This is a genomic window from Streptomyces sp. NPDC048424, assembly GCF_040651555.1.
Taxonomy (GTDB): domain Bacteria; phylum Actinomycetota; class Actinomycetes; order Streptomycetales; family Streptomycetaceae; genus Streptomyces.
In genome coordinates this window covers 212,380-235,504 of the sequence record NZ_JBEZKE010000002.1, presented here as the reverse complement: position 1 = coordinate 235,504, position 23,125 = coordinate 212,380, and the positions used below count along the sequence as shown (strand labels likewise).

The following is a 23,125-nucleotide window of genomic DNA, read 5'->3' as shown; positions in this document are numbered from 1 at the left end:
GGGCTTAGAACTTCAGCCCGGCTTCGCGGGCGGCGTCAGCCAGAGCGGCAATGCGCCCGGCGTATCGGTTGCCACCGCGGTCGAACACGACGGTCTCGACACCCGCAGCCTTGGCACGCTCGGCGACGAGCGCGCCGACAGCCTGGGCCTGCGAGCTCTTGTCGCCTTCGCCACCGCGGATCGAAGCGTCCAGGGTCGACGCGGACGCCAGGGTGTGACCCTGGAGGTCGTCGATGACCTGAGCAACGATGTTGCGGTTGGAACGCGTCACGACGAGGCGCGGACGCTCCGCCGTACCCGAGACGTTCTTGCGGATGCGGATGTGGCGGCGAGCCTTGGCAGCGCGCTTGTACGCGTCGCCCTTGGCGATCTTCACACCGTATGCCATGGCTACTTACCAGCCTTTCCGACCTTGCGGCGGATGACTTCGCCGGCGTACTTGACACCCTTGGCCTTGTACGGGTCGGGCTTCCGCAGCTTGCGGATGTTGGCGGCGACCTCGCCGACCTTCTGCTTGTCGATGCCCTCGACCGTGAACTTGGTCGGCGACTCGACCTTGAAGGAGATGCCCTCGGGCGCCTCCACCAGGATCGGGTGGCTGTAGCCCAGCTGGAACTCCAGGTCGGAGCCCTTCGCCAGGACACGGTAACCGACACCGCTGATCTCGAGAGCCTTGACGTATCCCGTGGTCACACCGGTGATCATGTTCGCCACCAGCGTGCGGGACAGGCCGTGCAGGGCCTTGTTCTGACGCTCGTCGTTCGGACGGGTGACGTTCAGAACGCCGTCCTCGCCCTTAACAACGGCGATGGGAGCCTTGACGGTGTGGGAGAGGGAACCCTTGGGGCCCTTCACCGCGACCGTGCTGCCATCGATGGTGACGTCCACACCGGCGGGAACCTGGATGGGGAGCTTGCCGATTCGCGACATTGCTTTTCCTCCGTTCCCGACTACCAGACGTAGGCGAGGACTTCCCCACCTACGCCCTTCTTGCCTGCCTGCTGGCCGGTGAGGAGACCGTGGGACGTGGAGATGATCGCCACGCCCAGGCCGCCGAGCACCTTCGGCAGGTTGGTGGACTTTGCGTACACGCGCAGACCGGGCTTCGAGATCCGCTTGATGCCCGCGATGGAGCGCTCACGGTTCGGCCCGAACTTCAGCTCGAGGACGAGGTTCTTGCCGACCTCGGCGTCCTCGACCTTCCAGCCGGTGATGAAACCCTCCTGCTTGAGGATCTCCGCGATGTGCGACTTGATCTTGCTGTGCGGCATCACGACGGTGTCGTGGTACGCCGAGTTAGCGTTACGCAGACGGGTCAGCATGTCTGCGATCGGGTCAGTCATGGTCATGAAGTGGCCTTCGGCCTCTCTCGCCGGGGTTTCCTGTATGCGCCATCCCTCTCCCCACTCAGTGGCGGGACGGGTGCGGTGCGGGGACCTACGGCGTAGTAAGTCGTTATGGGCGGCGGACGCCCAACCACACAAGCCTAAGGCATGCGCGGCCGGGCACCCACCGTCCAGATGCTTACCGAGAGTGCCTGGTACAGCCCAAGTCCTTGCGGACGAGGGTGATTTACCAGGAGCTCTTGGTCACGCCCGGCAGCTCGCCACGGTGAGCCATCTCACGAAGGCAGACGCGGCACAGGCCGAACTTGCGGTACACGGAGTGGGGGCGACCGCAGCGCTGGCAGCGGGTGTACGCACGCACACCGAACTTGGGCTTGCGGGCAGCCTTCGCGATGAGAGCCTTCTTCGCCATCTCGCTTACGCCTCCTTGAAGGGGAAGCCGAGGTGACGAAGGAGGGCACGGCCCTCGTCGTCGTTGGTCGCCGTGGTGACCACGGTGATGTCCATACCCCGGGTACGGTCGATCTTGTCCTGGTCGATCTCGTGGAACATGACCTGCTCCGTGAGACCGAAGGTGTAGTTGCCACGGCCGTCGAACTGCTTCGGCGACAGACCACGGAAGTCACGGATACGCGGCAGCGCGAGCGACAGCGTACGGTCCAGGAACTCCCACATGCGGTCACCACGGAGGGTGACGTGGCAGCCGATCGGCTGACCCTCGCGCAGCTTGAACTGCGCGATGGACTTCCGGGCCTTCGTGACGGCCGGCTTCTGACCGGTGATCGTCGTCAGGTCCTTGATGGCGCCGTCGATCAGCTTGGAGTCGCGGGCGGCGTCGCCCACACCCATGTTGACCACGATCTTCACGAGGCCGGGGATCTGCATGACGTTCTCGTACGAGAACTCCTCACGCAGCTTGCCCGCGATGTCCTCGCGGTACTTCGTCTTGAGACGCGGAGTGGTAGCCATCAGATGTCCTCACCCGTCCGCTTGGCAACGCGGATCTTGTTGCCCTCGTCGTCGAAGCGGTAGCCGACGCGGGTGACGACCTTCTTGCCGTCCTTCTCCACAACCAGCTGAACGTTGCTGACGTGGACCGGGGCCTCGGTGATCACAATGCCACCGGCCTGGTTCTGCGCAGCCTTGGTGTGCTTCTTGACCCGGTTGACACCCTCGACGAGGACGCGGTTGTCGGCGGGGAAGGCGACGATGACCTTGCCCTGCTTGCCCTTGTCCTTACCGGTGATGACCTGAACCAGGTCGCCCTTCTTGATCTTCATGCTTACAGCACCTCCGGCGCGAGCGAGATGATCTTCATGAACTTCTTCTCGCGCAGCTCACGGCCCACCGGGCCGAAGATACGGGTGCCGCGAGGGTCGCCGTCGTTCTTCAGAATGACGGCGGCGTTCTCGTCAAAGCGGATGTACGAGCCGTCCTGGCGGCGACGCTCCTTGACGGTGCGAACGATGACCGCCTTGACGACGTCACCCTTCTTCACGTTGCCACCGGGGATCGCGTCCTTGACGGTGGCGACGATGACGTCACCGATGCCCGCGTAGCGGCGACCGGAACCACCGAGAACACGGATGCAAAGGATTTCCTTGGCACCAGTGTTGTCGGCGATACGCAGTCGCGACTCCTGCTGGATCACGTGTATCTCCTGTTTGTCTGCCGGTTCCCGGCGGGGGCTTCACTCCGGAGAGCGTCGCCCCCACCGAGCCTGGCGGAACGAATCTGAGGGAAACCCCTCAGATAATTACTTGGCCTTCTCGAGGATCTCGACGATGCGCCAGCGCTTGCTCGCCGACAGCGGACGCGTCTCCATGATGAGGACGCGGTCGCCGACGCCGGCAGCGTTCTGCTCGTCGTGCGCCTTGAGCTTGTTCGTACGGCGGATGACCTTGCCGTACAGGGCGTGCTTGACGCGGTCCTCGACGGCGACGACGACGGTCTTGTCCATCTTGTCGCTGACGACCAGACCCTCACGGGTCTTGCGGAAACCGCGCTCGGTCTTCTCAGTCACGTTGTTCTCGCTCATCAGGCGCTCTCCACCGTCTCGATACCGAGCTCACGCTCGTGCATCAGGGTGTAGATGCGAGCGATGTCCTTACGGACGGACTTGAGCCGGCCGTTGTTCTCCAGCTGACCCGTGGCCGCCTGGAAGCGGAGCTTGAACAGCTCCTCCTTGGCCTCGCGCAGCTTGCCAACGAGCTCCTCGTTGCCGAGCTCACGCAGCTCGGACGCCTTGGTTCCCGTCGCCATCACGACTCACCTGCCTCGCGCCGAACAATCCGGCACTTCATCGGAAGCTTGTGAGCAGCGCGGGTGAGCGCCTCACGAGCAATCTTCTCGTTCGGGTAGGACAGCTCGAACATGACCCGGCCCGGGTGCACGTTGGCGATCCACCACTCGGGAGAACCCTTACCGGAACCCATGCGGGTTTCGGCCGGCTTCTTCGTCAGCGGGCGGTCCGGGTAGATGTTGATCCAGACCTTGCCGCCACGCTTGATGTGGCGGGTCATCGCAATACGAGCCGCCTCGATCTGGCGGTTCGTCACGTACGCCGGGGTCAGCGCCTGGATGCCGTACTCGCCGAACGTGACCTCAGTACCGCCCTTGGCCATACCGCTGCGCTTCGGGTGGTGCTGCTTGCGGTGCTTGACCCTACGAGGGATCAGCATGTCGGTCAGGCCTCCGTTCCGGTGCTCTCGGCCGGAGCGGCGGCGGGAGCGTCGGCCTTGGGGGCCTCGACACCAGCAGCCTGCTGCGGCTTGCGGCCACCACGGCCGCCGCGCTCGCCACCACGGCCACCACGGCCGGCGGGACGGTCGCCAGCGCCCTGCGCGCCACGGGCCGGGCGGTTACCCGCACGGGCCGCAGCGTTCTCGGCGCGAACCTCGGCGATGTTCTTGACGTCGCCCTTGTAGATCCAGACCTTCACACCGATACGGCCGAAGGTGGTCTTGGCCTCGAAGAAGCCGTAGTCCACGTTCGCGCGGAGGGTGTGCAGCGGCACACGGCCTTCGCGGTAGAACTCGGAGCGGGACATCTCGGCGCCGCCGAGACGGCCGCCACACTGGATCTTGATGCCCTTGGCGCCGGCCTTCATCGTGCCCTGCATGCTCTTACGCATGGCGCGACGGAAGGAGACGCGGGAGGAAAGCTGCTCGGCAACGGCCTGGGCAACCAGCTGAGCGTCGAGCTCGGGGTTCTTGACCTCGAGGATGTTCAGCTGGACCTGCTTGCCCGTGAGCTTCTCGAGGTCACCGCGGATGCGGTCGGCCTCGGCGCCACGGCGGCCGATGACGATGCCCGGACGAGCGGTGTGGATGTCCACACGCACGCGGTCACGGGTGCGCTCGATCTCAACCTTCGAGATGCCGGCGCGCTCCATGCCGGACGTCATCATCCGACGGATGGCGACGTCTTCCTTGACGTAGTCCTTGTACAGCTTGTCGGCGTACCAACGCGACTTGAAGTCGGTGGTGATGCCGAGCCGGAACCCGTGCGGGTTTACCTTCTGGCCCATTACCGGGAACCTTCCTTGCTGCTGACGACCACGGTGATGTGGCTGGTCCGCTTGCGGATCCGGTAGGCACGGCCCTGCGCACGCGGACGGAACCGCTTCAGGGTCGGGCCCTCGTCCACGAACGCCTCGCTGATGACCAGCGTGGAGGCGTCCGGGTGATTGTAGTTGTGTGCGGCATTGGCAATGGCGCTGTCCAGCACCTTGCCAACCGGCACGCTCGCGGCCTGCGGGGCGAAACGCAGGACCGCCTGAGCCTCCGTGGCATCCATGCCACGGATAAGGTCCACCACTCGGCGGGCCTTCATGGGCGTGACGCGGATGTACCGCGCCTGGGCCCTGGCTTCCATGGTTGTCCCTTCGGTGTAAGTCATAGTCGTAACCACCCCGCCTTTAGCGGCGCTTCGACTTCCGGTCGTCCTTGACGTGGCCGCGGAAGGTGCGAGTCGGCGAGAACTCGCCGAGCTTGTGGCCGACCATCGACTCGGTGACGAACACCGGGACGTGGGTCTTGCCGTTGTGCACCGCGATGGTGTGACCCAGCATGCTGGGGATGATCATCGAGCGACGGGACCAGGTCTTGATGACGTTCTTGGTGCCGGCTTCGTTCTGGACGTCCACCTTCTTTACGAGGTGGTCGTCGACGAAGGGCCCCTTCTTGAGACTGCGCGGCATCTAAACCCGCTCCTAGCGCTTCTTGTTCGTCTTGCGGCGGCGGACGATGTACTTGCTCGAAGCCTTCTTCGGCGAGCGAGTACGACCCTCCTTCTGACCCCACGGGGAGACCGGGTGGCGACCACCACTGGTCTTGCCCTCACCACCACCGTGCGGGTGGTCAACCGGGTTCATCGCGACACCGCGGACGGACGGGCGAACGCCCTTCCAGCGCATGCGGCCGGCCTTGCCCCAGTTGATGTTCGACTGCTCGGCGTTGCCGACCTCACCGACGGTCGCGCGGCAGCGCGCGTCGACCAGGCGGATCTCACCGGAAGGCATACGAAGGTGGGCCATCGTGCCCTCCTTCGCCAGCAGCTGCACGGAGGCACCCGCGGAACGGGCGAACTTGGCGCCACCACCGGGACGGAGCTCGATCGCGTGGATCGTGGTACCGACCGGGATGTTGCGGAGGGCCAGGTTGTTGCCGGGCTTGATGTCGGCCGTGGGGCCGTTCTCAATCCGGTCGCCCTGCTTCAGAGCCTTCGGCGCGATGATGTAGCGCTTCTCGCCGTCCGCGTAGTGCAGGAGCGCGATGCGCGCGGTGCGGTTGGGGTCGTACTCGATGTGCGCGACCTTGGCCGGCACGCCGTCCTTGTCGTGACGACGGAAGTCGATCACGCGGTAGGCGCGCTTGTGTCCACCACCCTGGTGGCGAACGGTGATCCGACCGGTGTTGTTACGGCCGCCCTTGCTGTGCAGGGGGCGAACCAGCGACTTCTCCGGCGTGGACCGCGTGATCTCGACAAAGTCGGCGACGCTGGAGCCACGACGGCCCGGGGTCGTCGGCTTGTACTTGCGGATACCCATTTCTCAGTCCTCGTCCGATTCCGGACGACTAGACCTCCGTTAGGAGGCCTGGCCGCCGAAGATGTCGATACGGTTGCCCTCGGCAAGGGTCACGATGGCGCGCTTGGTGTTCGCACGCTTGCCGAAACCGGTCTTGGTGCGCTTGCGCTTACCCTGACGGTTGATCGTGTTGACCCCGGTGACCTTGACCGAGAAGACCGCTTCCACGGCCTGCTTGATCTGGGTCTTGTTGGCGCCGGGCGCGACGATGAACGTGTACTTGTTCTCGTCCAGCAGCGCGTAGCTCTTCTCCGAGACAACCGGCTTGATCAGCAGGTCGCGCGGGTCAGTGAAGGTCTTGCTGGTAACGGTCGCCTCAGACATCAGGCGTCGCTCCCTTCGGTCTCATCGGCCTTGGGGCCAGACACGAAGGACTCGAAAGCGGCCTGAGTGAAGACCACGTCGTCAGAGACGATCACGTCGTACGTGTTCAGCTGGCCCGGCTCCAGGATGTGAACCTGGGGCAGGTTGCGGGCGGACAGCCACGCGGCCTCTTCGGCGCGGTCGACGACCAGGAGCAGGTTCTTGCGCTCCGAGATCTTGCCGAACAGCGTCTTGGCGGCCTTCGTGGAGGCGGCACCCTCGACCACGCCGGTGACGACGTGGATGCGGGAGTGACGCGCGCGGTCCGAGAGGGCACCGCGGAGGGCGGCGGCCTTCATCTTCTTCGGGGTCCGCTGGGAGTAGTCACGCGGCTGCGGGCCGTGGACAACGCCACCGCCGACGAACTGCGGCGCACGGGTCGAACCCTGGCGCGCGCGGCCGGTGCCCTTCTGGCGGTACGGCTTGCGGCCACCACCACGGACTTCGCCACGACGCTTGGTCTTGTGCGTGCCCTGACGGGCAGCAGCCAGCTGAGCGACAACGACCTGGTGGATCAGCGGAACGCTGGTCTTCGCGTCGAAGATCTCCGCGGGGAGCTCGACGGTACCGGCCTTGTCGCCTGCCGGCGAAAGGATGTCAATGGTGCTCATTACCTCAAGCCCCCTTGGCCGCGGTACGGACCAGGACGAGGCCGCCGTTCGGACCGGGGACCGCACCCTTGATGAGGAGCAGACCCTTCTCCGCGTCAACCGCGTGGATGGTCAGGTTCTGGGTGGTGACACGCTCGTTACCCATGCGACCGGCCATGCGCATGCCCTTGAAGACACGCCCAGGGGTGGCACAGCCACCGATCGAGCCGGGGGAGCGGTGCTTGCGCTGCACACCGTGACCGGCGCCGAGGCCCCGGAAGTTGTGCCGCTTCATGACACCGGCGAAGCCCTTGCCCTTGCTGTTGCCCGTGACGTCAACCTTGACGCCGGACTCGAACACCTCAGCAGTGATCTCCTGGCCGAGCGTGTACTCGCTGGCGTCGGAGGTGCGGAGCTCCACCAGGTGGCGGCGGGGGGTCACGTCGGCCTTGGCGAAGTGGCCCTTGAGGGGCTTGTTCACCTTGCGCGGGTCGATCTCGCCGAAGGCGATCTGGACCGACTCGTAGCCGTCGATGTCGTTCGTACGGACCTGGGTAACGACGCAGGGTCCGGCCTTGACCACGGTCACCGGGACGACACGGTTGTTCTCGTCCCAGACCTGGGTCATGCCGAGCTTCTCGCCCAGGACGCCCTTGATCTGCTTTGCCATCTTCTCGACGCCTCTCAGAGCTTGATCTCGATGTCAACGCCGGCCGGAAGGTCCAGGCGCATCAGCGAGTCAACGGTCTTGGGGGTCGGGTCGAGGATGTCGATCAGGCGCTTGTGCGTGCGCATCTCGAAGTGCTCGCGCGAGTCCTTGTACTTGTGCGGCGACTTGATGACGCAGTACACGTTCTTCTCAGTGGGCAGCGGCACCGGGCCCGCGACCGACGCACCAGTGCGCGTCACCGTCTCGACGATCTTCTTCGCCGAGGAATCGATGACCTCGTGGTCGTAGGCCTTGAGCCGGATGCGGATCTTCTGTCCCGCCATGGCTACTCCGTAGTCCTGTCTGTATGTGGAAACGCTCTGGCTCTCGGTCGGCTGCGGGACGGATCCCACGGTCTCTCTCCGACCCACGCGGTCGGGCGTGTCGCACTCCCTCTACAGAAAATTCCCATACGGAAATTCCCTCGTCCAAGGGGGTGCGGTCCCTGTGACCGCGTTTCGGGGGAGAAACACCCACCGAGCGCCTGGTGGGCACCGTGCTGACGCTTCCCAGAAGATTCCCGTACGTCCGTCCCCATTGCTGCCCCGAGAGGCAGATTAAGGACGACGAGTACTGTGGGACTCGCTTCCGGTCCTCCCGGCGGGAGGCGCGCAGCATCGGCACTCAGCCGAGCAACTTGAGTAGTCTGCCATACGAGGCACGTACCTGGCCAATCGGGCCGAAGAGAATACCCCGCCACGCTGAGTGGTCAAACTGCACCACGCGCATCGCCCGGCGGGGCTTCTCCCCCGGTCAGGAGCGTGTGACCGTCCCGCACCCTTCGCCCTGGATGTCCCTGCTGCGGTCGTACGGGTCCACGGCGGGACCGCTGGGCGCCGGCCCGGCCGGGGCCTCCCGCGGGAAGTCCGGGTGCAGGAAACCGTCGGCGGTGTCGCATGCGACGTTCGACCACTCCGAGGCGTACTTGCTCAGCTGGAGCTTGCCCCTGGTGGCCTCCCAGCGCGCCGGGTCGAGCAGGCTCAGGGTGATCTGCCGGCGCACGATGGTGCGCTGCACGCTCGTGCCGTCGTTCGTCATGGGGTGGACGAAGGTGTAGTCCGTCACCACGCGCAGTTCCCCGGGATCCCCCGCCTCCGCGCGCATGCTCCCGCGCACCTTGACGACGTCGCCGACCGGCTTGACCTTCGCCTGGTCGAAGCGGGTGAAGAGCAGCACCGGGGTGTTCTCCGCGGTGGGCTCGGCCAGGGACTGCTCCAGCCGCTGCGGGACCTCCGGCTGCTTGGGGTCCAGGAGGGCCAGGGCGGCGGCCGGCCGCTCCCCGCGCAGGGTCGCCGGGTCGAGATTGGCCGCGACCAGGAACTTCCTGGTCTGCTCCAGCGCGTCCGCGACCTGCTGCTGGGACATCCCGCCGACGGCCGTGGCCGCGGGGACCTCGATGCCGGCGGCCCCGTCGGCCCACTGGAGGGCCGGGGAGCCGCGGAAAGGTTCCTGCAGCGTCGGCTGGTCCGGCGCCGGCGACGGCGGCGGCGCGGTCGGACGTGCGGACTCCCCGGGCAGCGGAGCGGCGTTCCGGGCCTCCTGGCGGGCCTCGGTCGTGCCCGTGAGCCGGTCGATCACCAGCTCGGGCCGTACGGCGATCAGCGCGAGCCCCGCGACGCCGAGGACGGCCAGAGCGGCCCCCAGCCGCCCGGGGCGCCGGCGCTCGCGCCGTACGGGCCCGGTCCGCCAGCCGGGCGGCTCCTGCCCCTGCGTGGCGCGCAGCCGCTCGGTCACCATGCGCGCCCGTGCGGAGGGCTCCGCCGGTGCGTTCCCCGCGCCCCCGGCGGCCTGCTCCATGAACCGGGCCAGCTCCTCGTCGGAGATGCCGGCCCTGTCGTCCTCGTTCTTCCCCATGTCCCCTGTGTCCCCTGTTCCCGTTCCCTGCCCCGACGTGCGCGAGGGGCCCCGCACCTTCCGGTGTGGAGCCCCTCACCTGCTGAAAGACGCGTTCACGCCATCAGCTGAAGTACCCCGTGATGTCCGCGATGAGATCCACGGAACCGCTGTTGTTGTAGAAGCTGACCTTGCCGTCCACCACCGGGACGACCACCAGGTTGGGGATCGTCAGACCGGCCGTGAAGTTCAGGTTCGAGGCGCTGGAGCGGGTCGTCCCGCTCGGGAAGACCGACACGAAGCTCGCCTCGGTCGGGTTGGTCGCCGTCACGTTCAGCACCACGGCCTTGATCCCGGTGGCCGGGATGCCGCCGACGCCCGCCACGGGCAGCGTGACCACGCCGCCCGTGGCGACCGGGCCCTGCCGGACGCCGAGGCCCGTGCGGGTGTCCATCAGCCGCTTCGGACCGAAGTTCGCGTGCACGGCGCCCTCGGCACTGTCCGAGAAGTAGCCGGTGATGTCCGCGATCAGGTCGACGTTGCCCTGGTTGTTGTAGAAGCTGACCTTCCCGTCCACCACCGGGACGACCACCAGGTTGGGGATCGTCTGGCCGGGGGTGAAGTTCAGGTTCGAGGCGCTGGAGCGGGTCGTCCCGCTCGGGAAGACCGACACGAAGCTCGGCTGCGTCGGGTTGGTCGCCGTCACGTTCAGCACCACGGCCTTGACGCCGGTGGCCGGGATGCCGTCGACGCCCGCCACGGGCAGGGTGACCACGCCGGCGGTACCGACCGGGCCGGCCGGAACGCCGAGGCCCGTGCGGGTGTCCATCAGCCGCTTCGGACCGAAGTTGGTCTGCGTGGCGCCCTCACCCTCGGAGGTGAAGTAGCCGGTGATGTCCGCGATCAGGTCGACGTTGCCCTGGTTGTTGTAGAAGCTGACGCTCCCGTTGATGACCGGGACGACCACCAGGTTGGGGATCGTCTGGCCCGGGGTGAAGTTCAGGTTCGAGGCGCTGGAGCGGGTCGTCCCGTTCGGGTACACCGACACGAAGCTCGGCTGCGTCGGGTTGGTCGCCGTCACGTTCAGCACCACCGCGGTGGGCGTGCCACCGGTGGCGGCGGCCACCGGCAGGGTGACCACGCCGGCGGTGCCCACGGGGCCGGAGCGGACGCCCAGGCCGGTACGGGTGTCCATCAGCCGCTTCGGCGCGAGGGGGACGAACTTGGCGCCCTTGACGTCCGCTTCGACGGTGACCGCGAGGCTCGTGGAGACCTTGCCGTTCGCGGCGGTCGCGCGGACCCGGACCTCGTGCTTGCCGTTGGTCACGACCGCGGTCGCCTTGCGGGCGGCGCCGTCGGTGACGGCGGTGGCCTCCCCGTCCACCAGCAGCTCGAACTTGTTCAGCGCGCCACTGGCCGTGCTGGTGGTCCAGTCGACCGTCAGGGCCGCGCCGCCCGGGTAGGTGGAGCCCGGCACGGCCGGCGCCCCGTTCACCGCGGCGAGCTTCAGCTGGGCCGCGGGGCCCGTCTGACGGAGCGCCTCCAGCTGCGGGTAGAGGGAGTTGCCCGGGCACTGGGTGTTGAAGCCGTCCCGGTGACCCGAGAGCGCCTTGAACTCGTAACTCTGCTTCTCGGTGTAGCTCTTGCCGAAGAAGTTCTTCTGGGTGGCGCCGGCGGTCAGCGTCGCCGTGCCGTTCATGTCTCCGTCGTACTGGCCGAGCTTGTACGCGGCGACCTTGGAGACGGCTTCGAGCGCGGCGGGCGAGGCCCCCGCGTTCGTGTAGTCACCGAGGATCGAGACGCTCGTCGACTCGGAGTTCCAGCCGTAGGTGTGCGCGCCCTGGACGGGCTGGTCCACACCGCCCTGACGGCCTTCGAAGACCGTGCCGCACTTGTCGACGAGGAAGTTGTAGCCGAGGTCGCGCCACTTCTCGATCTCCACGTGGTACTTGTGGATGCTCCGGACGATGGCAGCGGACTCGGAGCACTCGTACGGCGTGGTGGCGGCGGTGTGGTGGACGAAGACCGCTTTGATCTTCGCTCCGGGGAGGTAGATCGGGCCCTCGTTGTTCAGGGACTCGTCCGCTCCCCACTGCAGGCGCGAGACCACGTCCGGCCGCGGGGCGGTCGACTCCGGTCCCGGCGTGGTCGGCGGGGTCTGCGGGATCGGCGCGGGGTCGTCCGCGGGGAGGGCGAAGGCGGCCGGACCGAGGCCCAGGTTGCCCTTCTTCTTCGCCTTCGCGCCGCCGGCGCCCGGGTCCACCAGGTTCAGTTCCATGCCGGCGGGCAGCTCGGCGCCGCCGGACACCCGTACCTCGGCTCCGTCGGACGGACCGACCCAGACCGGCTCGGTGGCTCCGCGCAGCCCGGGGCGCTTGCCGTCGAGGCCGGACTCGGCCTGCTCCAGCGCGACCCACTTCGACCACTTGCCGGTGTCGGCGTCGCGGGTGCGGGCTTCTATCTTCCCCTTGACCTCGGCCTCGGGGTCGCTCCAGGAGACGCCGAGGAGCCCGAAGGGCTCGGTCCCCTGCTGGGAGAGGACGGCCTCGCCCCTGCCCTTGGGCTTCAGTGCGAGCCGGTGCAGCTCGCCTTCGACCGGCCCCTTCTCGCGGGCGCGGGTGCTGTAGGGCGATACCTCTCCCCCGTCCGAGGCGCCCGTTCCGCTGGCGACGCCCTGGATGCCGAGAACCGCCACGACCCCGAGCGCGGCGGCCAGAGCCGTCCCGCGCACACGACCTAGTTTCAAGTTTTCCGTCCCCGCCCCTGTGGTGATGCCAGAAGTAATCGCTGACCGGCCGGATGCTACTGGCCGCCGGCGCCGGCCCGATCACGGGGGTCGGTCTCGGGCGAACAGGGGTGCGGATACGCGAGGACCCCCGGTCCGCGGCGAACTGCGGGACGGGGGTCCTCGGTTGGGACGAAGGCTACTTCTTCGCCTTCTCCCGCTCCTTCTGCGCCTCTTCTTCCTTCTTCAGCTCCGACGCCGGCGCCTTGCGCCCGCAGACGGCCTGCCAGTTCAGCGGACCGATGCCACCGCACCAGATCTCACCGTCGTCGGCGTTCTGCTTCCACTCGTTCGTGACGATGTCCGCGCACTTCTTCTTGTCCGGCGCGAAGCGCGGGCAGGTGCCGTCCGCCTTCTTGATGGTGTGGGCCCGCCAGGCGTCGATGCCCATCGTCATGTTGTCGGACTGCGGCATGTACCGGTTGACCGACCAGGACGCGCCCATCGTGGCGAACAGCGCGATCGCGCACACCATGCCGGCCGCGAGCTGCGCGACGACCCGCCGGGGCACGACGCGGGCGGCCGGGGCCGCGCCGCTCGGCCGCAGGGTGCGCTCGGCCCAGCCGGAGCTCCGGTTCACCACGGCCATCATGCCGAGGACGGCCAGGATCATCAGGCAGTACATGATGATCCAGGTGGTGCGCGGGAAGAGCTGTACGGCCTTGTCGTGCGCCATGTGCGAGGCGAACCAGAAGCGGGCCAGCCAGGCGCCGGCCAGCGTGGCGGCGGCGGTCAGGACCATGATGTTGCGCAGCGCCAGGCCGACGCCCAGGCCCACGGCGAACAGCAGCAGCAGGGCGAAGCCGCTCTGGCCCGCCATCTCGCCGGCCACCGGCCAGGTCTGGTACTCCAGCTTGCCGGAGCGGTCGGACACCCAGCCGAGGACGTACGCCGGGTCGACGTACACGGCCAGGAAGGCGTAGCGGTCGGGGGTCTGGGAGCCGAGCCGGGCCATCTGGTAGATCAGCGGGGCGCCCACGATGCCGGCCGTCAGCAGGGTGGCACCGACGAACGCGGCGGTCCGCTTGACCACCGCCTTGCCGGCCCGCCACGGGAAGATGCACAGCGCCAGCAGGAACACGCCGGGCGCGGCCCAGACGTACCAGCCGGAGTACCAGAGGAAGACCACGCCGAAGACGAGGCCGAGGACCGCGCCCTGGAGCAGCACCCGGCGCAGCGGCCGCTCGCCGGCGCGGCGCATCTCGCGCAGCGTGTAGCCGAGCAGCGGCAGCAGGACGAGCATGCTGGCGTGGCTGTACGGGCGGATCGGGTCCATGAAGAGGATGGCCGAGGGCACGGCGATCAGCAGCGCCCAGAACGGCCGGAGCAGCAGCCGCCAGGCCAGGTACGTCATCGGGCCCGCGATCGCGGTGAAGAAGATCTGGAAGTCCTTGAGGGCGAACCCGGTGCCGCCGGCGCCGTCGTAGCGGATCTTCGCCCAGACGGCCATCAGGCCGGGGAAGAGCGGCGGGTAGATGCCCGAGGGGCCCTCGCCGTGCAGGAAGGAGTTGGCCATGGCGATCAGGGCGCTCGGGTCGCCCTCCTGGCCGCCGAGGCCCCAGGGCGTACCGCGCAGGGCGACGACCACGCCGCCCGCCAGCACGCCGGTGGCGAGGCCGGCCAGGGCGGCGCACACCAGGCGCTTGGCCAGCTGGTGGCGGCCGAGGTTGCCCCGGTAGGCGGTGTAGAGCAGGACCGCGAGCAGCGGCAGGCCGAGAAGGGCCGCGTACATCTGGAGCTTGGCGAGGCCGCTGACCTGACCGATGCGGACGAGCGGGTTCACGCTGATGTGGGTGCTCAGCAGCGTGAACCCGAGGGCTGCCACCAGACTGACGACGACCTCGGCCAGGGCCTGCACCCACCGCCGGGACAGCCACGCCTCGCTCCGTGAGGGGGACGGGCGGCCGGTGCCTTGCGCCGGTTCGGCAGGCCGCTGCGCCGGAGCGCCGGCCTCACCGACCTCCTCGGGGGCCAGGTGTGTCATCTCAGTCCGTTTCATGGTGGGCGGAGTCGGCTCAGTTCTGGCCGGAGGTGAAGGCGTGCTTCGCCAGCGTACGAGCGCCCTCCTTGTGGCCGCGGCGCAGGGCTCCGGGGAGCATCGTCAGCGCGTGCAGGCGGGAGGCGCTGTGGAAGCGCGCCGCGCGGGCCGCCTTCGGCCAGCCGCGGGCGTCCATGCGCGCGGCGACCGCGGAGAAGTACCGCTCGGCCTCGGCGAAGCGGGTTCCGGAGAAGGCCTGCACCGAGGACTCGCTGACCGCGTGGCGGCGGTACTGGAACACGGTGGCGGAGTTGTCGATGACCATCTCCTCGCCGTCTTCGAGCAGGTCGACGACGAGCGCGAGGTCCTGGATCACCGAGTAGTCGTCGCGGAAGTTCACCTTGCGCAGGGCCTCGCCGCGCCAGGCGATCGACGGGAAGTAGAGCCAGTTGCCGCGCAGCACGCTGGCGGCCAGCTCCTCGCCGGCCATCAGCCGGCGGCCCTTGACCTGCGGTGCGTACAGCCGCTTCTTGGTGTTGTCCGCCAGGCCCGCCGTCACCTTGCCGTCGCCGTCGATGACCTCGACGCCGGGCTGGACCATGCCGATGCCCGGCCGGGCGCCGACGATCCCGCGCACGGTCTCCAGGTAGTGCGGGTGCAGCAGGTCGTCGCAGCCCATGATGACGACGTAGTCGGCCTCGGACAGCCGCACGCACTTCTGGAAGTTCTTGGTGATGCCGAGGTTCTGCTCGTTGCGCGTGTAGTGGACCCGGTCGTCACCGAGCTGTGCGAACCAGCCGGGTACGTCGGGCTCCTTGCCGTCGTCGATCACGACGAGGCGGAAGTCCCGGTCCGTCTGCGCCAGGACGCTGCGGACGGCGTCCTGCATCAGCTGCACGTCCCCGTAGTAGGGGAGCATGAAGTCGAAGGTCACCATGCGGCGTCAGGCCTTCACGGAGTCGGAGTCGGCACCGGCCTCGGCCTTGGCGCCGGCAGCGGATTCCGGGGTCGCCTGCGCGACGACGGCGTCCGGGCCCAGACGCTCGTCGTTGTGCCGGACGCCCTCGTTGATGGCCACCGTCCGGGCGAGGTCGGTGATCTTCTTCTCCAGGGAGCGGAAGCGCAGGAAGGTGTTGAGCGTGAGGAAGCCCATCGCGAGCACCATCACGTACAGCACCAGGTCGGTGCCGCGGCCGACGCCGAGCTGCTGGGCGAGCCAGGTGACGTCGGTCGGGCGGAGCACCGCGTAGACGTTGACGATGACGAAGGCCGAGAACGCGATGCGCTTCCACGCCCGGTTCTTCGCCTGGCCCCAGGTCCGGATGAACATCAGGGCCATCGACACCGAGCCGACGATCAGCAGCAGCTGGATCCAGAAGTACTTCATCGACGCCCACGCTCCCGCAGCGAAATGTCAAAAAGGATGTTGACGCCGTTGATCAGGGACTGACCCTTGGCGCGTGAGTAGTCGGTGTAGAGGATGTCCACCGGTACCTCGGTGACGCGCAGCGTGGAGCCGGCGAGGAAGCCGACGAGCTCGGACGCGTGGGCCATGCCGTTCATGGTGATGTTCAGCTGCTCGGCGGCCTCCCGGCCCAGCACGCGCAGACCGTTGTGCGCGTCGGTGAGCTTGAGCTTGCGCGCGGTCGGGCTGACGGCGGCGGCCGTGCGCAGCACGACCTGCTTGATCCACGGCACCTGGCCGTTCTGCTCGATGAAGCGGGAGCCGAGCACGACGTCGGCCTCGTCGCGGCGGAGCACGCCGACCATCGTCTCGACGTCCTTGGTCTGGTGCTGACCGTCGGCGTCGAAGGTGGCGAAGTAGCGGGCGCCGGGCTGGGCGAGCGCGTAGGTGAGGCCGGTCTGCAGGGCCGCGCCCTGGCCGAGGTTGACCGGGTGGCGCACCAGGTGGGCGCCGGTGGTGGCTATGTGCTTGGCCGAGTCGTCGGTGCTGCCGTCGTCGACGACGACGATGTTGGGGAACGTCTTGCGGGCCCCCTCGACCACGTCGGCGATCACCTGGCCCTCGTTATAGGCCGGTATGACCAGCCAGACATCGTCGTATTGGGACACGGTAGCTCCAGCGGGATGTGGCACAAACGAGTGCTCGGTGATCGGTGTGACGTCGTGGTGCGGCATGGTCATTTCCCGACCGCTCCCACGCCCGGGGTGCCGGTGTCGGCCAGCTGCCGGGGGCCTTCACCGGCTGCGGCGGCGGCTCCGGGGAAGCTCAGCCTGAGGGCTGCCAGCATAGCGAGGACGGTGGCGGTCGAACCGAGGGCGTAGGCCACGATCACGCGCACGGCCACGTCGCCCGGTATCAGGGTGATGCCCACCAGGACCGCCGTGCCGAGGGCCCAGGAGAGCAGCTGCAGGTTGTGCCGCTTGAATACCATGAGCGCCTGTCCGAGGACCATCGCGAACATGTACGCCGCGGTACCGGCGGACAGCAGGAAGAAGTCGAAGCTGCCCAGCACCGGGTCCTCGGTGCCGAAGAGCACCTCGATGAGCCAGGGGCCGAGGACCGTGGCCGGTACGCCGCCGAGCAGTCCGAGCGCGGCGACGACCATGGCGATCCGGCGCAGCATCGCCCAGAACGCGACCCGGTCGCCGGCCGTGAACGCGGCGGTGAGACCGCTGAGCAGCGAGGCCTGGAGCGAGCCGAAGACGAAGAGCGGCACCCGCGCGAGCACGGTCGCGCTCATCAGCGCCGCGATCAGCGCGCTGTCGGAGGGGGCCAGCAACTTGGTGCTCATGACGGCCGCGTTGACGACCACCTGGGACAGCAGGGTCGCGCAGACGAGCAGGCCGAGGCCGCTGCACAGGTCGCGCCAGGCGATCGGCTCGCCGGGGCCGACGGCGCGCAGCAGCGCCGGCAGGGTGACCAGCGTCGCGATGACCGGCGCGAGGGCCAGGATGAGGCTGAACGCCAGCGCCGAGTGCAGGCCGAGCAGCGCGCAGCCGAAGGCGAGCACGATGCGCAGGCCGCCGTCGACGGCGAGCTGGGTGCCGTACGCGCCGAACAGGCCGAGGCCGGCCAGCACGCCGCGGGTGAGGTAGCACAGGGCCATGCCGGCGAAGGCGCTGCCGAGCGCGGCCACCAGGGCGCGGTCCCCGTGGAACAGCAGGTCGGCGATGGATCCCGCGCCGAGGAGGAGGACGAGCAGGGTCGCGCCGAGGATGCCCGCGGTGAGCAGGCCGGCCCGGCGCAGCACCGGGGCCGCGCCCTGGCCGAGGACCACACGGGCGGAGACGATCCGGGTGAGTTCCTGCTCCATCGGGAAGAAGATGCCGATGCCGATGGACATCACGATCGTCCACAGCACCGAGACGTTCGCGTAGCCCGTGTCGGACAGGCTGTGGCCGGCCACGCCCAGGTGGGCGTAGGAGGCCGCGCCGAGCACGACGGTGCCGCCGGCCACCGCGACGGTGCCCGGCGGCAGCGCCGCGCTCAACTTGTTCAGCAGGGCTTTCATCCCGTGGCGCCGTCCCGGGCCTGTGCGGCCAGCGCGGCGAAGCCGGGGGTGGCCAGGGCCTCGGCAAGCTGTTCGCGCCAGTCGGCGAGCGGGGCCATTGCGGCCTCGTCCCAGCGGTCGTGGGCGAGCACGCTGAAGGCGGGGCGGACGGCGGGGCGGACGAAGGCCTCGGAGGTGGTCGGCCGGATCCGCTCGGGGTCGAGTCCGCTCAGCCGGTAGGTCTCGCGGGCGAGCCCCATCCAGGTGGTCCGGCCGCTCGCGGTGCCGTGGTAGATCCCGCCCATGGCCCGGCCCTTCAGCGCGGCCTGGCCGAGCTCGACGAGCCGGCGGGCCAGCGCGTAGGACCAGGTGGGCTGGCCGTGCTGGTCGTCGACGACGTCGAGGGTGTCCCGCTGGGCGGCCAGCTTCAGCATGGTGGCGACGAAGTTGGGGCCGTGCTCGCCGTACAGCCAGGCGGTGCGGACCACGTAGCCGTCCTGCGGCAGCAGTTCGGTCACGGCCTGCTCGCCGACCAGCTTGGAGCGGCCGTACGCGTTCACGGGCCCGGTGGCGGTGTCCTCGCGGTACGGCTGCGAGGCGTCGCCGGGCAGCACGTAGTCGGTGGAGACGTGCAGCAGGCGCACGTGGGCGTCGGCGCAGGCCTCGGCGAGGACGCGTACGCCGGTGCCGTTCACGGCGGTGGCGGCTTCCTCGGCGGTCTCGGCGCCGTCCACGTCGGTCCAGGCGGCGCAGTTCACGACCACGGCGACGTCCTCGACCGCGGCCCGGACGGCGGCCGGGTCGGTGATGTCGAGGTCGGCGCGGCGCAGGCCCACGGCCTCGATCCCGGAGGCCTTCAGTACGGCCAGGACGTCCTGGCCGAGCATCCCGGCGGCGCCGGTGACGAGCCAGCGCCCGGCTCGCGGGTTGGTCTTCACTTCTGCAGGGCCGCCTTCGCCTTCAGCGGCTCCCACCAGGCACGGTTCTCGCGGTACCAGTCGATGGTGGCCTTGATGCCGTCCTCGAAGGTGACCTGCGGGGCGTAGCCCAGCTCGGCGCCGATCTTGCTGATGTCGATGGAGTAGCGGAGGTCGTGGCCCTTGCGGTCCTCGACCTGCTCGACCATCTCCCAGCCGAGGCCGGCGGCCTCCAGCAGGACGCCGGTGAGCTCCTTGTTGGTGAGCTCGGTGCCGCCGCCGATGTTGTAGACCTCGCCGGCGCGGCCCTTGCGCATGGCCAGGTCGATGCCGCGGCAGTGGTCGGAGACGTGCAGCCAGTCGCGGACGTTGCCGCCGTTGCCGTACAGCGGGACCTTCTTGCCGTCCATCAGGTTCGAGACGAACAGCGGGATGACCTTCTCCGGGAACTGGTAGTGCCCGTAGTTGTTGGAGCAGCGGGTGACCACCACGTCCATGCCGTGGGTGCGGTGGTAGGCCAGCGCCAGCAGGTCGGACGACGCCTTGGAGGCGGAGTAGGGGGAGTTGGGCACCAGCGGCCACTCCTCCGTCCAGGAGCCCTCGTTGATCGAGCCGTAGACCTCGTCGGTGGAGATGTGGACGAAGCGGCCGACGCCGTGCTTGCGGGCGGAGTCGAGGAGGACCTGCGTGCCGACGACGTTGGTCATCACGAAGGGGCCCGCACCGGCGATGGAGCGGTCCACGTGGGACTCGGCGGCGAAGTGCACGACGACGTCGTGGCCGGGCATCACCTGGTCGACGGCCTCGGCGTCGCAGATGTCGCCCTTGACGAAGGTGTATCCGGGGTGGTCCGCGACCGGAGCGAGGTTGGCCTCGACGCCCGAGTAGGTCAGCTTGTCGAAGACAGTGATCTGCGCCGTGGCATCTGCACCGAGCTGCTGGCGGACGAATTCTGAACCGATGAAGCCGGCGCCGCCGGTCACGAGGATGCGCATAATACGAAGAGTCTAGCGGCCTGCCGAACGTCACATTCCCTTGGCTCGGCTCCCCCGTGCGCTCTCGCATAGGGTTCACCCATGCGTGGAATCCTTTTGGCCGGTGGCACCGGATCGCGACTCTGGCCGTTGACCCGGGCCGTCTCGAAGCAGTTGCTGCCCGTCTTCGACAAGCCGATGATCTATTACCCCCTCTCCACCCTGGTGATGGCGGGCATCAGCGAAATCCTGATCATCACCACCCCCGAAGACCGCGACCAGTTCGAGCGGCTGCTCGGCGACGGTTCGCAGTTCGGCCTGCGGCTGGAGTACGCCGTCCAGGAGCGCCCGGAGGGCATCGCCCAGGCCTTCGTCCTCGGCGCCGACTTCATCGGTGACGAGTCCGTCGCGCTGATCCTCGGCGACAACATCTTCCACGGCAGTGGCCTCGGCACCCGCCTCGCCCAGCACACCGGCGCCAAGGGCGGCCGCGTGTTCGCGTACCCGGTGGCGGACCCCACCGCGTACGGCGTGGTCGAGTTCGACGAGAACGGCCAGGCCATCTCCATCGAGGAGAAGCCGGAGAAGCCCAAGTCCCGCTACGCGGTGCCGGGTCTGTACTTCTACGACAACCAGGTCGTCGAGATCGCCCGCGGCCTGAAGCCCAGCGCCCGCGGCGAGCTGGAGATCACCGCCGTCAACGACGCGTACCTCCAGGCCGGCGAGCTGAACGTCACCATCCTCGACCGCGGTACCGCCTGGCTCGACACCGGCACCTTCGTGTCGATGGTCCAGGCCTCCGAGTTCGTCCGCGTGATCGAGGAGCGCCAGGGCTTCAAGATCGGCTGCATCGAGGAGGCGGCCTGGCGGGCCGGCCTGATCGACTCGGCGCAGCTGCGCGCGCTCGCCGAGCCCCTCACCAAGAGCGGCTACGGCAACTACCTGTTGACGCTGCTCGACGAGGAGGACGCCCGATGAAGTTCCGCGAACTCTCCATAGCGGGTGCCTTCGAGGTCACCCCGCAGCTGCACGGCGACCCGCGCGGCCTGTTCACCGAGTGGTACCGCTTCGATCGGCTGGCCGAGGTCGTCGGGCACCCGCTGAACCTGGCGCAGGCGAACCTCTCGGTCTCCGCCGCGGGCGTGGTCCGCGGCATCCACTTCGCCGACGTGCCGCGCGGCCAGGCCAAGTACGTGACCTGCGTACGCGGCGCCGTGCTCGACGTCATCGTCGACCTGCGGGTCGGCTCCCCCACCTTCGGCAAGTGGGAAGGCGTCCGCCTGGACGACGTGGACCGCCGCGCGGTCTACATCCCCGAGGGCCTGGGCCACGGCTTCTGCGCGCTGAGCGACGACGCCACGCTTTCGTACCTCTGCTCGGAGACGTACAACCCGACCGGCGAGCACTCGGTCCACCCCCTCGACCCCGACCTGGGCATCGAGTGGCCGGCGGACGTCCCGCAGCTGTCCGCCCGTGACGAGGCCGCCCCGTCGCTGGCCGAGGCGATCGAGACCGGGCTGCTGCCCGACCACGCCGCCTGCCTGGAGTTCACCGAGTCCCTGCGCGTGAACTGACCCGCCGCACGTACGAGAGAGGGCCGCACCCCGTCCGGGGGTGCGGCCCTCTTCCGTATCCGGGCCGGCGCGCGGACCCGTAACGCCGAAGGGCCCCGTCCCACCGCCGAGGCGATGGGCCGGGGCCCTTCAGTGCAACTTGGTGCCCGCTTCAGCGAGCTACCAGGTCAGAGCACGAATTACTTCGTGATCTTGGTGACCTGGCCGGCGCCCACGGTACGACCACCCTCACGGATGGCGAACTTCAGGCCCTCCTCCATGGCGACCGGCTGGATCAGCGCGACCGACATCTCGGTGTTGTCGCCCGGCATGACCATCTCCGTGCCGGCCGGCAGGGTGACGACACCCGTGACGTCCGTGGTACGGAAGTAGAACTGCGGACGGTAGTTGTTGAAGAACGGGGTGTGACGGCCACCCTCGTCCTTCGACAGGATGTAGGCCTGGGCCTCGAACTCGGTGTGCGGGGTGACCGAACCGGGCTTGATGATGACCTGGCCGCGCTCGACGTCCTCGCGCTTGATGCCACGGAGGAGCAGACCGACGTTCTCGCCCGCCTGGCCCTCGTCGAGGAGCTTGCGGAACATCTCGATACCGGTGACCGTGGTGGTGGTCTTCTCTTCCTTGATACCGATGATGTCGACGGTCTCGTTGACCTTCAGGACACCACGCTCGATACGGCCGGTGACGACCGTACCGCGACCGGTGATCGTGAAGACGTCCTCGACGGGCATGAGGAACGGCTTCTCGGTGTCACGCGGCGGGGTCGGGATGGCCTCGTCGACGGCAGCCATGAGGCCGAGAAGCTTCTCGCCCCACTCCTTGTCGCCCTCGAGGGCCTTCAGCGCGGAGACGCGGACGACCGGCAGGTCGTCGCCCGGGAACTCGTACTCGGAGAGCAGCTCACGGACCTCGAGCTCGACGAGCTCCAGGATCTCCTCGTCGTCCACCATGTCGGCCTTGTTCAGGGCGACAACGATGTAGGGGACGCCGACCTGGCGGGCCAGGAGCACGTGCTCCTTGGTCTGCGGCATCGGGCCGTCGGTGGCGGCGACCACGAGGATCGCGCCGTCCATCTGCGCGGCACCGGTGATCATGTTCTTGATGTAGTCCGCGTGACCCGGGCAGTCGACGTGGGCGTAGTGACGCGCCTCGGTCTGGTACTCGACGTGCGCGATGGAGATGGTGATACCGCGCTGGCGCTCCTCAGGAGCCTTGTCGATCTGGTCGAAGGCCGAGGCCTCGTTCAGGTCCGGGTACGCGTCGTGCAGCACCTTGGTAATGGCGGCCGTGAGGGTCGTCTTACCGTGGTCAATGTGACCGATGGTGCCGATGTTGACGTGCGGCTTAGTCCGCTCGAACTTCGCCTTCGCCACGGGGTCCTCCTGGAGAGTGGTTCTGTACGCCTTACTCATCGGCGCCAGGTGATCTTTGCTGGAATGCCGGTCCCTCCGGGGCAAAGGAAGTTACTCCTGTTGCCCCAGAGGCTCCGGTGACAAGCCTAAAGCGTGTACT

30 protein-coding genes are annotated in these 23,125 nt (G+C 68.3%); 2 read left to right on the top strand and 28 right to left on the bottom strand.

Going from position 1 to position 23,125, the window contains the following annotated elements; genetic code table 11:
- Window positions 1–4: 4 nt before the first annotated feature.
- The 27 genes from rplR to rfbB all read right to left on the bottom strand — a co-directional run bounded on the left by rplR (window position 5) and on the right by rfbB (window position 20,060).
- Window positions 5–388, bottom strand: coding sequence for a 50S ribosomal protein L18 (gene rplR, locus AB0D29_RS03655; protein WP_030008471.1), 384 nt, complete (start codon window positions 386–388; stop codon window positions 5–7).
- Window positions 389–390: 2 nt separating this feature from the next.
- A complete protein-coding gene (gene rplF, locus AB0D29_RS03650) occupies window positions 391–930 on the bottom strand; it encodes a 50S ribosomal protein L6 (RefSeq protein ID WP_189733357.1) in 540 nt (179 codons plus the stop codon).
- Window positions 931–950: 20 nt separating this feature from the next.
- The gene (gene rpsH / locus AB0D29_RS03645; protein WP_007265911.1) at window positions 951–1,349 is read right to left on the bottom strand and encodes a 30S ribosomal protein S8; all 399 of its coding nucleotides are present in this window, start codon (window positions 1,347–1,349) and stop codon (window positions 951–953) included.
- Window positions 1,350–1,572: 223 nt separating this feature from the next.
- The gene (locus AB0D29_RS03640; RefSeq protein WP_003956452.1) at window positions 1,573–1,758 is read right to left on the bottom strand and encodes a type Z 30S ribosomal protein S14; all 186 of its coding nucleotides are present in this window, start codon (window positions 1,756–1,758) and stop codon (window positions 1,573–1,575) included.
- 5 nt (window positions 1,759–1,763) lie between these two features.
- Complete coding sequence (gene rplE, locus AB0D29_RS03635) at window positions 1,764–2,315, bottom strand: 50S ribosomal protein L5 (protein WP_030388859.1); 552 nt, start codon at window positions 2,313–2,315, stop codon at window positions 1,764–1,766.
- Window positions 2,315–2,626: a 50S ribosomal protein L24 gene (gene rplX / locus AB0D29_RS03630; RefSeq protein ID WP_030008468.1), complete on the bottom strand. Its 312-nt coding sequence runs from the start codon at window positions 2,624–2,626 to the stop codon at window positions 2,315–2,317. The genes rplE and rplX overlap by 1 nt, the downstream gene beginning before the upstream one ends.
- Window positions 2,627–2,628: 2 nt before the next feature.
- Window positions 2,629–2,997 (bottom strand): 50S ribosomal protein L14, encoded by a 369-nt coding sequence (gene rplN, locus AB0D29_RS03625; protein ID WP_008739701.1) that lies wholly within the window; start codon window positions 2,995–2,997, stop codon window positions 2,629–2,631.
- A 105-nt stretch (window positions 2,998–3,102) separates the two neighbouring features.
- A complete protein-coding gene (gene rpsQ, locus AB0D29_RS03620) occupies window positions 3,103–3,384 on the bottom strand; it encodes a 30S ribosomal protein S17 (protein WP_030008467.1) in 282 nt (93 codons plus the stop codon).
- Window positions 3,384–3,608, bottom strand: a complete 225-nt coding sequence (gene rpmC, locus AB0D29_RS03615; RefSeq protein WP_008739703.1) for a 50S ribosomal protein L29 — start codon at window positions 3,606–3,608, stop codon at window positions 3,384–3,386. The genes rpsQ and rpmC overlap by 1 nt, the downstream gene beginning before the upstream one ends.
- The gene (rplP, locus tag AB0D29_RS03610) at window positions 3,608–4,027 is read right to left on the bottom strand and encodes a 50S ribosomal protein L16 (RefSeq protein ID WP_008739704.1); all 420 of its coding nucleotides are present in this window, start codon (window positions 4,025–4,027) and stop codon (window positions 3,608–3,610) included. Before rplP ends, rpmC begins: the two co-directional genes overlap by 1 nt.
- A 5-nt stretch (window positions 4,028–4,032) precedes the next feature.
- The gene (gene rpsC / locus AB0D29_RS03605; protein ID WP_030230639.1) at window positions 4,033–4,875 is read right to left on the bottom strand and encodes a 30S ribosomal protein S3; all 843 of its coding nucleotides are present in this window, start codon (window positions 4,873–4,875) and stop codon (window positions 4,033–4,035) included.
- Window positions 4,875–5,222: a 50S ribosomal protein L22 gene (gene rplV, locus AB0D29_RS03600; RefSeq protein WP_037792011.1), complete on the bottom strand. Its 348-nt coding sequence runs from the start codon at window positions 5,220–5,222 to the stop codon at window positions 4,875–4,877. The genes rpsC and rplV overlap by 1 nt, the downstream gene beginning before the upstream one ends.
- 43 nt (window positions 5,223–5,265) lie before the next feature.
- Window positions 5,266–5,547, bottom strand: a complete 282-nt coding sequence (rpsS, locus tag AB0D29_RS03595) for a 30S ribosomal protein S19 (protein ID WP_008739713.1) — start codon at window positions 5,545–5,547, stop codon at window positions 5,266–5,268.
- A 12-nt stretch (window positions 5,548–5,559) separates the two neighbouring features.
- Window positions 5,560–6,396, bottom strand: coding sequence for a 50S ribosomal protein L2 (gene rplB, locus AB0D29_RS03590; RefSeq protein WP_008739715.1), 837 nt, complete (start codon window positions 6,394–6,396; stop codon window positions 5,560–5,562).
- Between the two features lie 39 nt (window positions 6,397–6,435).
- Complete coding sequence (gene rplW / locus AB0D29_RS03585; RefSeq protein WP_007265901.1) at window positions 6,436–6,759, bottom strand: 50S ribosomal protein L23; 324 nt, start codon at window positions 6,757–6,759, stop codon at window positions 6,436–6,438.
- A complete protein-coding gene (gene rplD, locus AB0D29_RS03580) occupies window positions 6,759–7,409 on the bottom strand; it encodes a 50S ribosomal protein L4 (protein ID WP_030388861.1) in 651 nt (216 codons plus the stop codon). Before rplD ends, rplW begins: the two co-directional genes overlap by 1 nt.
- 4 nt (window positions 7,410–7,413) lie before the next feature.
- Window positions 7,414–8,058, bottom strand: coding sequence for a 50S ribosomal protein L3 (gene rplC, locus AB0D29_RS03575; RefSeq protein WP_007265899.1), 645 nt, complete (start codon window positions 8,056–8,058; stop codon window positions 7,414–7,416).
- Between the two features lie 14 nt (window positions 8,059–8,072).
- A complete protein-coding gene (gene rpsJ / locus AB0D29_RS03570; protein WP_003948644.1) occupies window positions 8,073–8,381 on the bottom strand; it encodes a 30S ribosomal protein S10 in 309 nt (102 codons plus the stop codon).
- Between the two features lie 469 nt (window positions 8,382–8,850).
- Window positions 8,851–9,951 (bottom strand): hypothetical protein, encoded by a 1,101-nt coding sequence (locus AB0D29_RS03565; protein ID WP_362851964.1) that lies wholly within the window; start codon window positions 9,949–9,951, stop codon window positions 8,851–8,853.
- 103 nt (window positions 9,952–10,054) lie between these two features.
- Window positions 10,055–12,661: a peptidoglycan recognition protein gene (locus AB0D29_RS03560; protein ID WP_362851963.1), complete on the bottom strand. Its 2,607-nt coding sequence runs from the start codon at window positions 12,659–12,661 to the stop codon at window positions 10,055–10,057.
- 193 nt (window positions 12,662–12,854) lie between these two features.
- Entirely contained in the window at window positions 12,855–14,699 is a 1,845-nt protein-coding gene (locus AB0D29_RS03555; RefSeq protein WP_362851962.1) for a hypothetical protein, read from the bottom strand.
- Between the two features lie 31 nt (window positions 14,700–14,730).
- Window positions 14,731–15,630, bottom strand: coding sequence for a glycosyltransferase (locus AB0D29_RS03550; RefSeq protein ID WP_362851961.1), 900 nt, complete (start codon window positions 15,628–15,630; stop codon window positions 14,731–14,733).
- Between the two features lie 6 nt (window positions 15,631–15,636).
- Entirely contained in the window at window positions 15,637–16,080 is a 444-nt protein-coding gene (locus AB0D29_RS03545) for a DUF2304 domain-containing protein (protein WP_362851960.1), read from the bottom strand.
- Window positions 16,077–16,766 carry a glycosyltransferase family 2 protein gene (locus AB0D29_RS03540; protein ID WP_351290792.1) on the bottom strand — a complete coding sequence of 230 codons (690 nt, stop codon included), beginning with the start codon at window positions 16,764–16,766 and terminating at the stop codon, window positions 16,077–16,079. The genes AB0D29_RS03545 and AB0D29_RS03540 overlap by 4 nt, the downstream gene beginning before the upstream one ends.
- A gap of 68 nt (window positions 16,767–16,834) precedes the next feature.
- Window positions 16,835–18,169 (bottom strand): hypothetical protein, encoded by a 1,335-nt coding sequence (locus AB0D29_RS03535; RefSeq protein WP_362851959.1) that lies wholly within the window; start codon window positions 18,167–18,169, stop codon window positions 16,835–16,837.
- Window positions 18,166–19,035, bottom strand: coding sequence for a dTDP-4-dehydrorhamnose reductase (gene rfbD / locus AB0D29_RS03530; protein WP_362852150.1), 870 nt, complete (start codon window positions 19,033–19,035; stop codon window positions 18,166–18,168). Before rfbD ends, AB0D29_RS03535 begins: the two co-directional genes overlap by 4 nt.
- 47 nt (window positions 19,036–19,082) lie before the next feature.
- Window positions 19,083–20,060, bottom strand: coding sequence for a dTDP-glucose 4,6-dehydratase (rfbB, locus tag AB0D29_RS03525; RefSeq protein ID WP_362851958.1), 978 nt, complete (start codon window positions 20,058–20,060; stop codon window positions 19,083–19,085).
- Between the two features lie 81 nt (window positions 20,061–20,141).
- Between rfbB and rfbA the strand changes: the two genes are divergently transcribed.
- A complete protein-coding gene (gene rfbA / locus AB0D29_RS03520; protein WP_319725466.1) occupies window positions 20,142–21,017 on the top strand; it encodes a glucose-1-phosphate thymidylyltransferase RfbA in 876 nt (291 codons plus the stop codon).
- On the top strand, window positions 21,014–21,613 hold the full coding sequence (gene rfbC, locus AB0D29_RS03515; RefSeq protein ID WP_362851957.1) for a dTDP-4-dehydrorhamnose 3,5-epimerase: 600 nt from the start codon (window positions 21,014–21,016) through the stop codon (window positions 21,611–21,613). Before rfbA ends, rfbC begins: the two co-directional genes overlap by 4 nt.
- A 179-nt stretch (window positions 21,614–21,792) precedes the next feature.
- Here rfbC and tuf read toward each other — a convergent pair whose 3' ends face one another.
- Window positions 21,793–22,986, bottom strand: coding sequence for an elongation factor Tu (gene tuf, locus AB0D29_RS03510; RefSeq protein ID WP_030710320.1), 1,194 nt, complete (start codon window positions 22,984–22,986; stop codon window positions 21,793–21,795).
- Window positions 22,987–23,125 lie beyond the last annotated feature (139 nt).